At 71.4% G+C, this 12,883-nt stretch carries 13 protein-coding genes; 5 read left to right on the forward strand and 8 right to left on the reverse strand.

Annotated elements, in window-relative coordinates:
• Positions 1–15 precede the first annotated feature (15 nt).
• The gene (locus tag ACIRVH_RS12640) at positions 16–219 is read left to right on the forward strand and encodes a hypothetical protein (protein WP_403951512.1); all 204 of its coding nucleotides are present in this window, start codon (positions 16–18) and stop codon (positions 217–219) included.
• Between the two features lie 101 nt (positions 220–320).
• Here the strand turns inward: ACIRVH_RS12640 and ACIRVH_RS12645 are convergent, their stop codons facing one another.
• Genes ACIRVH_RS12645 through ACIRVH_RS12665 form a run of 5 tightly spaced genes read right to left on the reverse strand, consistent with a single transcriptional unit; the run spans position 321 to position 5,246 of the window.
• Entirely contained in the window at positions 321–1,061 is a 741-nt protein-coding gene (locus ACIRVH_RS12645) for an FAD:protein FMN transferase (protein WP_403951515.1), read from the reverse strand.
• 55 nt (positions 1,062–1,116) lie between these two features.
• A complete protein-coding gene (locus ACIRVH_RS12650; protein WP_403951516.1) occupies positions 1,117–1,959 on the reverse strand; it encodes an FMN-binding protein in 843 nt (280 codons plus the stop codon).
• Between the two features lie 17 nt (positions 1,960–1,976).
• Positions 1,977–3,359 (reverse strand): ferric reductase-like transmembrane domain-containing protein, encoded by a 1,383-nt coding sequence (locus ACIRVH_RS12655; RefSeq protein WP_403951519.1) that lies wholly within the window; start codon positions 3,357–3,359, stop codon positions 1,977–1,979.
• A gap of 59 nt (positions 3,360–3,418) precedes the next feature.
• Positions 3,419–3,877: an FMN-binding protein gene (locus ACIRVH_RS12660; protein ID WP_403951521.1), complete on the reverse strand. Its 459-nt coding sequence runs from the start codon at positions 3,875–3,877 to the stop codon at positions 3,419–3,421.
• A gap of 16 nt (positions 3,878–3,893) precedes the next feature.
• Complete coding sequence (locus ACIRVH_RS12665) at positions 3,894–5,246, reverse strand: ferric reductase-like transmembrane domain-containing protein (protein WP_403951524.1); 1,353 nt, start codon at positions 5,244–5,246, stop codon at positions 3,894–3,896.
• A 154-nt stretch (positions 5,247–5,400) separates the two neighbouring features.
• Here ACIRVH_RS12665 and ACIRVH_RS12670 point away from each other — a divergent pair, with 154 nt between their 5' ends.
• Both ACIRVH_RS12670 and ACIRVH_RS12675 read left to right on the forward strand, forming a co-directional pair.
• A complete protein-coding gene (locus ACIRVH_RS12670; protein WP_403951527.1) occupies positions 5,401–6,141 on the forward strand; it encodes a response regulator transcription factor in 741 nt (246 codons plus the stop codon).
• Positions 6,138–7,634 carry a sensor histidine kinase gene (locus ACIRVH_RS12675; RefSeq protein ID WP_403951530.1) on the forward strand — a complete coding sequence of 499 codons (1,497 nt, stop codon included), beginning with the start codon at positions 6,138–6,140 and terminating at the stop codon, positions 7,632–7,634. Before ACIRVH_RS12670 ends, ACIRVH_RS12675 begins: the two co-directional genes overlap by 4 nt.
• Here the strand turns inward: ACIRVH_RS12675 and ACIRVH_RS12680 are convergent.
• The 3 genes from ACIRVH_RS12680 to ACIRVH_RS12690 all read right to left on the reverse strand — a co-directional run bounded on the left by ACIRVH_RS12680 (position 7,621) and on the right by ACIRVH_RS12690 (position 9,925).
• Positions 7,621–8,322, reverse strand: coding sequence for a L,D-transpeptidase (locus ACIRVH_RS12680; RefSeq protein WP_403951533.1), 702 nt, complete (start codon positions 8,320–8,322; stop codon positions 7,621–7,623). The genes ACIRVH_RS12675 and ACIRVH_RS12680 overlap by 14 nt on opposite strands.
• 3 nt (positions 8,323–8,325) lie before the next feature.
• A complete protein-coding gene (locus ACIRVH_RS12685) occupies positions 8,326–8,913 on the reverse strand; it encodes a pyridoxamine 5'-phosphate oxidase family protein (RefSeq protein WP_403951535.1) in 588 nt (195 codons plus the stop codon).
• 151 nt (positions 8,914–9,064) lie between these two features.
• Positions 9,065–9,925, reverse strand: a complete 861-nt coding sequence (locus ACIRVH_RS12690; protein ID WP_403951537.1) for a hypothetical protein — start codon at positions 9,923–9,925, stop codon at positions 9,065–9,067.
• A gap of 168 nt (positions 9,926–10,093) precedes the next feature.
• On the opposite strand from ACIRVH_RS12690, the gene ACIRVH_RS12695 reads away from it, so the two are divergent.
• Both ACIRVH_RS12695 and argH read left to right on the forward strand, forming a co-directional pair.
• Complete coding sequence (locus ACIRVH_RS12695) at positions 10,094–11,296, forward strand: argininosuccinate synthase (RefSeq protein WP_403951539.1); 1,203 nt, start codon at positions 10,094–10,096, stop codon at positions 11,294–11,296.
• A 57-nt stretch (positions 11,297–11,353) separates the two neighbouring features.
• Positions 11,354–12,784, forward strand: coding sequence for an argininosuccinate lyase (argH, locus tag ACIRVH_RS12700; protein WP_403951541.1), 1,431 nt, complete (start codon positions 11,354–11,356; stop codon positions 12,782–12,784).
• Positions 12,785–12,883 lie beyond the last annotated feature (99 nt).

A 12,883-nucleotide genomic window follows, 5' to 3' on the forward strand; every position in this document is an offset into this window, starting at 1 on the left:
CGATCAGTAGCCGCCGTGACCGCCGTGACCGCCGTGGCCGCCGTGGCCGCCGTGGCCGCCGTGGTCACCGTGGCCGCCGTGGTCGTGACGGCCGCCGTGGTCGCCATGGCCGTGACGGTCGCCGTGCCCCGAATTACCGTGGCCCGACGAGTCGCCACCGTGGTCGTGGCGCTTTGCCGGCATGAGACTGCTGAAGATGGCCATATGCGTTCCTCCTGAAACTTGTCCCACAGGGGATACGTCCCAACGCGGAAGTTGGATGGCGTAATAGGGACAACTTGGTAGAAACGTCAAAAATTCCTTCTTCCCGGGAGCGATGTTCAGCCGAGTCGCGCCGCCAGCCCCCCGGTGCACCGCACCTCGTCACCCGCCGTGATCAGCAGTGCCTCCACGTCCGGCAGCGACTCGAGCCACGCCAGCCCCGCCCGCGACCCCATCGCGAACGCAGCCGTGGCCCAGCAGTCCACCCACGTCAGCCGGGGCCCCACCACGGTCACCGCGACCAGGTCCGTCACCGCGGACCTGCCGGTACGCGGATCCACGATGTGGTCGCCCCGCTCCGCCGTGCCGGACGTCGCCACCGACAGCTCGTCCACTCCGGCCGCCGAGATCACCGCCGCCAGCCCACCAGGGCGGAGCGGATCCGACACCCCGACCCGCCACGGCCGCTGCGGCTCCGGCGCGCCCAGCATCTGGACGTCACCGCCCCCGTTCACGCTGACCCCGCACACCCCGTCCACCGCCGCCAGCAGCCGCGCCGCCCGCTCCGCCGACCAGCCCTTGACGATCCCGGTCGGATCCAGCGACCCGCGGTACCGGGTGCTGAACCACCCGTCACTCACCCGCTCCGCCTCGGCCGCCAGCTCCAGCACCTCGGCCACCTCGGGAGCGCACTGCGCCACGGTCAGCTCACCCCGGACCAGGCGCGACACCTCGCTGTCCTCGCGGTAGGTGGAGAAGAGCGCGTCGACCCGGTGCAGGCTCGCGACCGCCTCGTCCAAGGCCTGCCGTACCGCACCGGATTCCCCGCCGCGGACGTCGAAGGAGAAGACGGTCCCCATGACCTCCTCCGCATGACGCACCGCTGCGGGAGCTTCGGCCGACTCGGCCACCGCGTCAGCCACCGGCCTGGTCGAGCGCCGACTGCAGCGACTGCTTGTAGCCGGTGCTGGTGTAGGTGGCTCCGGAGACGGAGTCGATGTTCGCGGTCCCGGCCGCCACGGCCTCCTGGTTGAGCTTGGGCACGGAGAGCTGGGTCTTCTGGTCGCTGAGTCCGCCCTTGGGCGCCTGGACCGCGTCCGCCTTGGTGATCTTCCCGTTGCTGACCGTGATCCGGACCTGGACCGTGCCGTACTGGGTCTGGACGGCCTTGCCGGTGACGGTACGGGCCTGTGCCGCGCCCGATCCGGCGGAGGAGCCGGAGGACGACCCGGAGGACGAGCCGGACGAAGACCCGGACGAAGACCCGGACGACCCCGAGGACGATCCGGACGACGACCCCGAGGACGCCTTCATCTTGTCCAGCGCCGACTGCAGCGACTTCTTGTACCCCGTGCTCGTGTACGTCGCCCCGGACACCGCGTCGATCTGCGCACTCTGCGCCGCCACGGCCTCCTGGTTGAGCTTGGGCACGGAGAGCTCGGTCTTCTGGTCGCTGAGCCCGCCCTTGGGCGCCTGCACCGCCTCCGCCTTGGTGATCTTGCCGCCCGCGACGGTCAGCCGTACCTGCACGGCCCCGTACTGGGTCTGCGCCGCGTCTCCGGTCACCGTGCCGGTCCCGGCGGCCTGCGCCCCGCCCTGCGGGGACTCCTGCGCCGCCGCCGTCTGCTGGGGCGCCGCGCCCGCCGCCGAAGCGGCCGCCGGATCCGAGGCGGGCTTCAGCGACAGCAGCAGCACGACACCGGACACGGTGGCGGCGGTGGCCAGCACGACGCGCCGAATGGGGTGGCTCTTCCTCATCGCTTTGCAGCTCCCGCTCACATCTCGAACGACTCGTGGTGGATACGGCGCGCGGGGACTCCCGCGCCGCGCAGTGCCTCGTACACAGACTGCGCGAACCCGGGCGGGCCGCACATGAAGACATCGTGGTGATCGATGTCCGGGATCTTCCGCTGGAGGTTCTCCGCCGAGATGTCCGGCCGCTCGCCCTCGGGGCTGTTGACCGCGTACATCAGCCGGGCACCGCGCTCCTCGGCGATCGCGGCCAGCTCGTCCCACAGGGCCAGGTCCTGGGTGGTGTTGGCCCGGTAGAGCAGGGTGATGTCACCGGCCGCGCCGGGCAGGGTCTCGAACAGCGCCCGCATCGGCGTGATGCCGACCCCGCCCGCGACCAGCAGCACCTTGCCCTTGCTGCGCCGCTGGGCGGTGAGCGCGCCGTACGGGCCCTCCGCCCACACCCGGGTGCCGGGCGTCAGTTCGCGCAGCCCGGAGCTGTGGTCCCCGATCGCCTTCACCGTGATCCGCAGCATGTCGGGGCGTGGCGCCGCCGACAGCGAGTACGGGTGCGAGCTGAACCGCATCCCGGGAGCGAGGAACCGCCAGCGGAAGAACTGGCCGGCCTCCGCGCCCATCCGGTGCAGCTTCCGGCCGCCGATCAGCACGGACACGATGCCCGGGGTCTCCTCGATGACCGCCTCCACCCGCATGCGGTGACGGAGGTTCAGCCGGATCGGGGTGAGGATCCGGTACCAGAGCACCAGCGCGGTGACGGTGCCGTAGAGCACGTACCAGAAGGTCTTGGCGGTCGGCTCGACCGCGAAGTCGTTGCCGGTGGTGATCTGGTGCCAGAACGTCAGGAACACGGCCGCGTACGTCAGCAGGTGGACGTGGTACCAGGTGTCGTACGGCAGCCGGCGCCGGACCGGGCCGATCGACGTCAGGCCGATGACCACGAACAGGCCCGTGCCGATGGCGGCCTTGCCCATGTCCGGCAGTTGGTTGATGGAGTCGATGGTCTGCTGGACGATGTCGCCGAGCGACTTGCCGGCCTGGAGCGCGTACCCCCACATGGTGAGGAAGACGTGCGCGACGATCAGGCAGAGCGTGTACCGGCCGCTCATCGCGTGCCAGCGGGCCACCCGGTCGGAGCCGACGCGCCGTTCCAGCGCCGGTACGCGCGCCATCTGCAGCACGACCAGCGCCATCAGGTAGCCGGCCAGCAGGCCGGTGATGCGGCCCGCGTTCAGGATCCTGCCGTTGTCGTCGGCGATGGACGGTGTGTTGTGCCACCAGAGCCACAGCACGGCCGCCGCACCGGCCCACACCGCGAGAAGCAGCGGTACGGCCGGTGAGCGGCGCGGGCGGATGCGGCGCATCGTCTGGCGGCGGGCGGCACGTCCGCCTGCGAGCGTGGTGGTCACGGTTCCTCCGTGGGGACTTGACCCTTGGCCCACAGATACGTGCCGCATGCGCTGAGTGTTCAGAGGCCCGCGGAGTCGAGGGCCGACTGGAGTGACTGGCGGTAACCCTCGCTGGTGTACGTGGCTCCCGAGACCGTGTCGATCTGCGCGCTCTGGGCGGCCAGCGCCTCGCGCCGCAGCTGCGGCAGGGCGTAGTTGTTGATCTCCTGGTCGCGCGGGTTGTCCTGCGGATAGCTGACCGCCGTCACGTCCGTGAGCTTGCCGCTCTCGATCGCCACCCGCACCCGGACCGGGCCCCACCGGGTCTGGACGGTGTCGCCGGTGACGCTCTTGGTCCCCGAGCTGGAACCGGCCCCCGGGCCGGAACTGCTCGACATCGTGGGTGACTTGGTGCCCGCCGTCGCCAGGGTGGGGCTCGTGTGCGGCTTCAGCGACAGCAGCAGCACCATCCCGGAGACGGTGGCGGCACTCGCCAGCACGATGCGGCGGAGGGGACGGTTCTTGTTCAACGCGTGCACGCGGGCCTCACAGCTCTCACAGTTCGAACGACTCGTGGTGGATACGACGGTCCGGGACCCCGGCCGCCCGCAGCGCGCCGTACACGTCCTGGGCGAAGCCGTGCGGGCCGCAGATGTACACGTCGTGGCCCGCCAGCCCGGGGAAGGTCGCGCGCAGCGACTCCGCCGTGATGCCCGGCCGCTCCCCGCGCGGCCCGTTGAGCGCGTACAGCACCTGCGCGCCCCGCCGGCGGGCGATCGCCTCCAGCTCGCCGCCCAGCGCCAGATCCTCGGCACCGCGCGCCCGGTAGAGCAGGGTGACCTCGCCGGGCAGCGTCTCGAACAACGCCCGCAGCGGGGTGATGCCGACCCCGGCCGCGATCAGCAGGGACCGCTGCCCGGTGGCCCGGTCGGCGGTCAGGGAGCCGTACGGGCCCTCCGCCCACACCCGGGTGCCCGGCCGCAGCAGCGCGACGGCCGCGCTGTGGTCGCCGAGCGCCTTCACCGTGATCCGCAGCCGGTCCGGACGCGGCGGCGCCGACAGGGAGTACGGAGTCGACGTCCAGCCCATGCCCTCGGCGAGGAACCGCCAGCGGAGGAACTGACCCGGCCGCGCACCCAGCTCGTCCAGGTGCCGCCCGTGCACGACGACCGAGTACACCCCCGGCGCCTCCTTGTGCACCGACTCCACCCGCAGCCGGTGCCGCCGGTTGAGGCGGACCGGGGCGAGGACGCGGAACCACAGCACCAGGGCCGCCACCCCGAGGTACAGCGCGTACCAGAAGACGGTGGCCACCGGCTTGCCGTTGAACTGCTCGCCCAGCGCCAGCTGGTGCCCGAAGGCGAGGAAGACGGCCGCGTAGGTGAGGAGGTGGACGTAGTACCAGAACTCGTAGCTGGTGCGGCGGCGCGCGGCGCGCACCGAGGTGACGCCGACCGCGAGGAGGATCACCGTGCCTGCGGTGGCCTTGAGCATCTCCGGGTAGTCCAGCACGACGGTGACCGCCTCGTGCCACAGCGAGGCCCGGTCCTGGGCGGCGTACCCGGCCAGGATCAGCGCGATGTGCGCGACGAGCAGGCAGACGGTGTACCGGCCGGCCATCGCGTGCCAGCGCGCCACCCGGTCGGAGCCGATCCGCACCTCCAGCAGCGGCACCCGCGCCATCAGGCCGACCAGCACCGCGCAGGCGTACCCGCACAGCAGCCCGGCGATCCGCCCGGCCCCGGTCAGCCAGCCCGCCGTACCGACCACGGCGCCCGTGTCCGCCCACCAGAGCGCGACCACGGCCGCCGCACCCGCCCACAGCAGGGCAAGGACGGGCCCCACGGGGGAGCGCCGTGCGGTCAGGGGCAGGGGCGGGGCCGCCCGCCCCGCGTCCACGGTGGTCATGAATGGTCGTCCCTTCGTCCGTCGTGCCAGGCCACTGTGCGGTCCGAAGCTCTGAGGGACCTCTGAGCGGGCGCCGTACCCAGCCGACTCAGAGGAAACTCAGAGCCGCCCGGGCGGCCGGCCGCCCCGCGCACGAGCGATGCTGGTAGACGCGATGAACACCACCCGCTCCGGCCGCCCCGCCCTCACCCGACCCGACGGCACCCCGCTGCGCGTCCTCGTCGTCGACGACGACCCCGACCTCGCGGAGGTGCTGACCGGCGCCCTGCGCTACGAGGGCTGGGAGGTGCGTGCGGCCGGCGACGGCGCCTCGGCGGTCACCGCCGCGCGCGATCTGCTGCCCGACGCCGTCGTCCTGGACGTGATGCTCCCGGACACCGACGGCTTCGCCGTGCTGCGCCGCCTGCACGAGGTGAAGCCGGACGTCTGTGTGCTCTTCCTCACCGCCCGGGACGCGGTCGAGGACCGCATCGCCGGCATCACGGCGGGCGGTGACGACTACGTCACCAAGCCCTTCAGCCTGGAGGAGGTCGTCGCCCGGCTGCGCGGACTGCTGCGCCGCGCCGGCATGGCCCGCCAGTTGGACGAGGGGCCGCGGCTGACCGTGGGCGACCTGGTCATGGACGAGGAGGCCCGCGAGGTGACCCGGAACGGCGAGCTGATCGAACTGTCGCCGACCGAGTTCGAGCTCCTCCGCTTCCTGATGCGCAACCCGCGCCGGGTGCTGAGCAAGGCGCAGATCCTCGACCGGGTGTGGTCGTACGACTTCGGCGGCCGGGCCCATGTGGTCGAGCTGTACATCTCCTACCTGCGCAAGAAGGTGGACGCGGGCCGCGAACCCATGATCCACACGGTCCGCGGCGCGGGCTACGTCCTGAAGCCGGTGTCCCGGTGAGGCCCGTACGACGCCTGCCCCGGCCCCGCACCCTGCGCGCCCGGCTCACCTTCGCCCTGGTCATCCTGCTCGCGGTGAGCTGCGCGGCCGTGGGACTCGCCGCCGTCTTCGAGCTGAACGGCTTCCTCACCCAGCGTCTCGACGAGCAGCTCACCCAGGTCGGCACCCGGTTCCCGGAGAGCCTGGAGCACAACCGCCTGGGGCCGAACGGCCGGGTGCCCGACGATCACGACGGCGACGAGCAGGGCGACACCCGCCGCCTGGCCACCGGCACCTTCGGTGCCCGTCTGCTGAACGGTGAGGTCACCAACAAGGGCCTCATCCGCTCCGGCGACCCGTCCGCGGACCTGGGCGTGAACCTCACCGCCAGGGACCGGAAGGCCCTGGCCGCCGTGCCGGCCGACGGCAGACCGCACACCGTCGAACTCTCCGCCCTGGACGACTACCGGGTCGTCGCCGTCCCGGGCCGGGACGGCGACATCCTGGTCGTCGGCCTGCCGCTGGAGCCCGTCCAGTCCGCCGTCCACCGTCTGGAACTGGTGGCCGGCATCGTCTTCGGCCTCGCCCTGGTGGCGACCGGCGTGGCCGGGGCCTTCTGGGTCCGCTGGTCGCTGCGCCCGCTCAGCAGGGTCGCGGCGACCGCCACCCGGGTCAGCGAACTGCCGCTCGCCAGCGGCGAGGTGGCCCTGCCGCCCCGGGCCCCGGCCGCCGACTCCGGCAGCGAGGTCGGCCGGGTCGGGGCCGCCTTCAACCGCATGCTGGGCCATGTCGAGGACGCCCTGACCAAACGCCACGCCAGCGAGGAGCGACTGCGCCGCTTCGCCGCCGACGCCAGCCACGAGCTGCGCACCCCGGTCGCCTCGGTCCGCGGCCACGCCGAGCTGGCCCTGCTGCACCCGGGGCCGGTCCCACCGGAGGTGACCCGCGCCCTGGAGCGCATCGCCGCCGAGTCCTCCCGCATGGGCGAGATGGTCGACGACCTGCTCCTGCTGGCCCGCCTCGACGCGGGCCGCCCGCTGGAGCGCCGCCCCGTCGACCTGACCCACCTGGTCCTGGACGCGGTGACGGACGCCCGGGCCGTCGGCCCCGACCACCGCTGGACCCTGGACCTCCCGGAGGAACCGGTCACGGTCACGGGCGACACCCACCGCCTCCAACAGGTGTTGGCCAACCTGTTGGCCAACGCGCGTGTGCACACACCCGTTGGCACCAAGGTGACGGTGACCCTCGAAACCGAGGAGGGCTCGGCCCGCCTCTCGGTCCACGACGACGGCCCCGGCGTCCCCGGGGAAGTTCAGCCAGGCGTCTTCGAACGCTTCACCCGCGCGGAACACCGCCGCCGCCAGGACGCCCCCGGCGGCGGCGCGGGCCTCGGTCTGTCGATCGTGGCGGCGGTGGTGGAGGCGCACGGGGGGAGCGTCGGGCTGGAGAGCAGGCCGGGGACGACGACGTTCACCGTACGGCTGCCCCTGGGCGAGGTCAGTAACGGGTGATGGCCGTGGCACCGTCCGTGGTGCCGATCGCGACATGCGGCTTCCTGTCGGGGTCCGCCCACTTCAGGATCCGCTGCATCGCATCCTCGGGTACGGACACGCAACCCGCGGTGGCCGCCTTCCCGTTGACGTGCAGGAAGATGCCGGCCCCCCGCCCCCGCACCGGCCCGTCGTAGTTGAACCCGATGACGAGCCCGTACGCGTACTGCGTCCCGTAGGAGCTGAGCTGCTCGGACTCCGAGGCCCGGCAGTCGGCCGGGAGCGGATCCACCCAGCGGTTGTACTCGGTGGAGTCGACGTCCTCGCACCACCAGGAACTCTCCTTCACCGCCCGGTACTCGACCCGGGTCCCGCTCGGTGCCTCCTTGATGCCGAAGGCGAACGGAAGGCGGTACAGCCCCGTCGGGGTGGTGTTCGTCCCCTGCGTCCGGGACTGCCCCTCCACCAGGCCCTTCGCCCCGAACCGCGCAGGCGCGGACCCGGCCTGCACCCACTGGCCGTCCCGCAGGTCCCACCAGGTGACCGTGCCGGACGTCGCGTCGGTGTCCGGTGCCTGAGCGGTGATCAGCTGGGTGCCGCCCCCGGTGTCCGCCATCTGTGAGGGCAACGGCACCGGCTCCGGCCCGGGCATGAAGCCGAGCACGCAGACGGACGCGGACACGAGGGCGACGACGACACGGGGGCGCATGGCTCAGACGGTAGACGGCGGGAGCGGCAACGGCAGTCCGGGTAGTCCGTCCAGGCTTGTCGCGATGTGCTCCTTCTTGGTGAAGTAGGCGCTCAGCGAGTCGTCGTCCTCGCGGGCGAACCGCTTGGCGTGCAGATCGCGGTCCTCCTCGTAGGCCATGTGGGGGACGGCGTATCCGCAGCTGTCCCGCACCAGTTCGGCGTGGACGACGATGACCGCGCGCAGGCCGTGCAGGCTCGGGTCGATGTCCGGGAAGCGGGCGACCAGTTCCCTGAACCGCGGGTCGTCCCGCAAGACCGCCTCGCCCCGGCCGTGCACCCGCACGATGTTCGGCGGGCCCTGGAAGGCGCACCACATGAGGGTGATGCGCCCGTTCTCCCGCAGGTGCGCGACGGTCTCGGCGTTGGACCCGGCGAAGTCGAGGTACGCCAGCGTGAGTTCGTCCAGCACCACGAACGAGCCCTTGAGGCCCTTGGGGGAGAGGTTGACCGTGCCGTCGCCGGAGAGCGGCGCGGTCGCCGTGAAGAAGATCGGCTGCTCCTCGATGAACGTCCGGAGCCTTCCGTCTATGCGCTCATAGATCTTTCCCATGTCTAACGATTATCGACGGAAGTCGTTCGGCCGTCTAAGGAATTGCCGGATCCGCCCGGTTGGATCCGCTCGACCGGATCCGCCCGGCCGGATCCACCGCGGCCGCCCCGGCCGGCGCTGTCCAACGGGGCGGCCACTGCTGCCTGTCACCTCACTTGGTGAGCGTGCAGGCGGCCAGCGCGTCCAGGCCGGTCGGCTTGGCCGAGGTGCGGCCGATGGAGATGGCGATGCGGTCGATGGTCGAGACCCGCTTGTCCTTCAGTGGGCCGAGGATCGCGTTGTTGACGAAGTTCGGCCCGCCCTGGCCCACCGTGTTCTTCAGCCGCGTGTCGGCCTCCTGGACCTGCGTCTGCAGCAGGGCCAGGTTGCGGTCGACCTCGGCCTTCGCGGAAGCCGGGACGGCCGGCAGTCTGGAGGCCACGTCCGGGCAGGTGATCGTGCCCGCCGCGGTGCTTCCGCCCGCCGCGGCCCCGCCGCCCGACTCCTGGCCGGCCGCGGTGCCCGGGGCCGCGGAGGCGGACGCCCGGCCGCCGCCCGCGTTCGCGCCACCACCTCCGACCCCGCCCGCGGTCAGGGTGCAGGGCGCCAGCGCGTCCAGCCCCGTCGGCTTGGTGCCCTTGCGGCCGATGGAGATGGCGATGCGGTCGATGCTGGAGACGCGCTTGTCCTTGAGGGGGCCGAGGATCGCGTTGTTGACGAAATTGGGCCCGCCCTGGCCCACGGTGTTCTTCAGCCGCGTGTCGGCCTCCTGGATCTGGGTCTGGAGGAGGGCGAGGTTGCGGTCGACCTCGGCCTGGGCGGAGGCCGGAATCGCGGGCAGCTTCGACTTCACGTCGGGGCAGGTGATGGTGCCGGGGTCCGCCAGCGTGCGCGCGCTCTGGGCGGTGCCGCTCTTGGACGGCTGCCCGGCGAGGGCGGAACCGGCGATCACCGCGCCGGAGAGCACAACGGCGGCAGCGCCGCCGATGATCGCCACGCGACGCTTGTTGTACTTCGGGAGTGCCCTGGACATGCGACTGCCTCACTTGGGTCAGGAGTGGGTTGTGATCAACGTGGCGCCGGCGTTCGGTGGGAAGTACGAGAAAGCGGTTGCCATTGTTCAGGTGGTCCGGGAATTGACGAATCATGCAGAGCTCTGCATACTCATGCATGTCAGCAAGTGCAGTGTGAGGAGAAACCCGTGACCGAGCGCGTCGTACTCGCCTATTCGGGCGGTCTGGACACCTCCGTCGCCATCGGCTGGATCGCCGAGGAGACGGGCGCCGAGGTCATCGCCGTCGCGGTGGACGTCGGCCAGGGCGGCGAGGACCTGGACGTCATCCGCAAGCGCGCCCTCGCCTGCGGTGCTGTCGAGGCCGAGGTCGCGGACGCCAGGGACGAGTTCGCCGAGGAGTACTGCCTCCCGGCGATCAAGGCCAACGCCCTCTACATGGACCGCTACCCGCTGGTCTCCGCACTGTCCAGGCCGACGATCGTCAAGCACCTCGTCGCCGCCGCCGAGAAGCACGGCGCCACCACGGTCGCCCACGGCTGCACCGGCAAGGGCAACGACCAGGTCCGCTTCGAGGCCGGCATCGTCGCCCTCGCCCCCGACCTGAAGTGCATCGCCCCGGTCCGCGACTACGCGATGACCCGGGACAAGGCGATCGCTTTCTGCGAGGAGAAGCAGCTCCCGATCGCCACCACCAAGAAGTCCCCGTACTCCATCGACCAGAACGTCTTCGGGCGCGCGGTCGAGACGGGCTTCCTGGAGGACATCTGGAACGCGCCGATCGAGGACATCTACGAGTACACGCAGAACCCGGCCGTGGTCCGCGACGCCGACGAGGTGATCATCACCTTCAAGGAGGGCGTCCCCGTGGCCGTCGACGGCAAGCCGGTCACCGTCCTGCAAGCCATCCAGCAGCTCAACGAGCGTGCCGGCGCCCAGGGCATCGGCCGGATCGACATGGTCGAGGACCGCCTCGTCGGCATCAAGTCCCGCGAGGTGTACGAGGCACCCGGCGCGATCGCCCTGATCACCGCCCACCAGGAGCTGGAGAACATCACCGTCGAGCGCGAGCTGGCCCGCTACAAGCGGCAGGTCGAGCAGCGCTGGGGCGAGCTGGTCTACGACGGCCAGTGGTTCTCCCCGCTCAAGCGCGCCCTGGAAGGCTTCATCAACGAGGCCAACCAGCACGTCTCCGGCGACATCCGGATGACCCTGCACGGCGGCCGCGCGGTCGTCACCGGCCGGCGCTCGGACTCGTCGCTGTACGACTTCAACCTCGCCACCTACGACACCGGCGACACCTTCGACCAGTCGGCGGCCAAGGGCTTCATCGACATCTACAGCCTGTCGTCGAAGATCGCGGCACGGCGTGATCTCGCAGGCGGAGCCTGACGCCGACCTGGCCTGAGTACGGTTCGGACATCCACACCTTCTCGAGGAGCAGCGCAAGTGAGCAGCAACAGCGGTGACGTACGCCTCTGGGGCGGCCGTTTCGCCGACGGTCCCGCCGAGGCCCTGGCGAAGCTGTCCGCGTCCGTCCACTTCGACTGGCGGCTCGCGCCCTACGACATCGCCGGTTCACGCGCCCACGCACGTGTGCTGCACAAGGCGGGGCTGCTCTCCGAGGACGAGCTGACCCGCATGATCGCCGGGCTCGACCAGCTGGAGGCGGACGTCGCGAACGGCTCCTTCGTGGGCACCATCGCCGACGAGGACGTCCACACCGCCCTGGAGCGTGGCCTGCTGGAGCGCCTCGGCCCCGACCTCGGCGGCAAGCTGCGCGCCGGCCGGTCCAGGAACGACCAGGTCGCCACCCTCTTCCGGATGTACCTGCGGGACCACGCCCGGATCATCGGCGGCCTGATCGCCGACCTCCAGGACGCGCTGATCGGCCTCGCCGAGGCCCACCCGGACGTAGCCATGCCCGGCCGCACCCACCTTCAGCACGCCCAGCCGGTGCTCTTCGCCCACCATGTCCTGGCCCACGTCCAGTCCCTCTCCCGGGACGCCGAGCGGCTGCGCCAGTGGGACGAGCGGACGGCCGTGTCGCCGTACGGCTCCGGCGCCCTCGCGGGCTCCTCCCTCGGCCTGGACCCGGAGGCGGTCGCCGAGGACCTCGGCTTCGAGCACGGCAGCGTCGGCAACTCCATCGACGGAACGGCCTCCCGTGACTTCGTCGCCGAGTTCGCCTTCATCACCGCGATGATCGGCGTGAACCTCTCCCGGATCTCCGAGGAGATCATCATCTGGAACACGAAGGAGTTCTCCTTCGTGACCCTGCACGACGCGTTCTCCACGGGCTCGTCGATCATGCCGCAGAAGAAGAACCCGGACATCGCCGAGCTGGCGCGCGGCAAGTCGGGCCGCCTGATCGGCAACCTGACCGGTCTCATGGCCACGCTCAAGGCCCTGCCGCTCGCCTACAACCGCGACCTCCAGGAGGACAAGGAGCCGGTCTTCGACTCCTGCGACCAGCTGGAGGTCCTGCTCCCCGCCTTCACCGGCATGATCGCCACCCTCACGGTCAACCGCGAGCGCATGGAGGAGCTGGCCCCGGCCGGCTTCTCGCTCGCCACCGACATCGCCGAGTGGCTGGTCAAGCAGGGCGTGCCGTTCCGCGTGGCCCACGAGGTCGCGGGGGAGTGCGTGAAGGTCGCGGAGGCCGACGGCAAGGAGCTGGACGAGCTGACCGACGAGCAGTTCGCGAAGATCTCCGCCCATCTGACCCCCGAGGTCCGCACGGTGCTCAACGTCCCCGGCGCCCTCGCCTCCCGCAACGGCCGCGGCGGTACGGCACCCAGCGCGGTCGCCGTCCAGCTCGCCGAGGTCAAGGCGGACGTGGCGGTACAGCACGTGTGGGCTACGGCCAAGCAGGCCTAGGACACGCGCACCGCAGCAGGCCGAAGGGCCCGGACGCTCGTCCGGGCCCTTCTCGCTGTCCGGACCGTGCGGTAACAGATGAGATTCGGCCAGTGGCCG

The organism is Streptomyces sp. NPDC101165 (assembly GCF_044768135.1).
Classification (GTDB): domain Bacteria; phylum Actinomycetota; class Actinomycetes; order Streptomycetales; family Streptomycetaceae; genus Streptomyces.

What these genes read in the sequence shown, in the direction of transcription:
- ACIRVH_RS12645 (WP_403951515.1), bottom strand. Translation starts at nt 1,061, where the DNA reads ATGGGGACCGTCTTCTCCTTCGACGTCCGCGGCGGGGAATCCGGTGCG.
- ACIRVH_RS12650 (WP_403951516.1), bottom strand. Translation starts at nt 1,959, where the DNA reads ATGAGGAAGAGCCACCCCATTCGGCGCGTCGTGCTGGCCACCGCCGCC.
- ACIRVH_RS12665 (WP_403951524.1), bottom strand. Translation starts at nt 5,246, where the DNA reads ATGACCACCGTGGACGCGGGGCGGGCGGCCCCGCCCCTGCCCCTGACC.
- ACIRVH_RS12670 (WP_403951527.1), top strand. Translation starts at nt 5,401, where the DNA reads ATGAACACCACCCGCTCCGGCCGCCCCGCCCTCACCCGACCCGACGGC.
- ACIRVH_RS12680 (WP_403951533.1), bottom strand. Translation starts at nt 8,322, where the DNA reads ATGCGCCCCCGTGTCGTCGTCGCCCTCGTGTCCGCGTCCGTCTGCGTG.
- ACIRVH_RS12685 (WP_403951535.1), bottom strand. Translation starts at nt 8,913, where the DNA reads ATGGGAAAGATCTATGAGCGCATAGACGGAAGGCTCCGGACGTTCATC.
- ACIRVH_RS12690 (WP_403951537.1), bottom strand. Translation starts at nt 9,925, where the DNA reads ATGTCCAGGGCACTCCCGAAGTACAACAAGCGTCGCGTGGCGATCATC.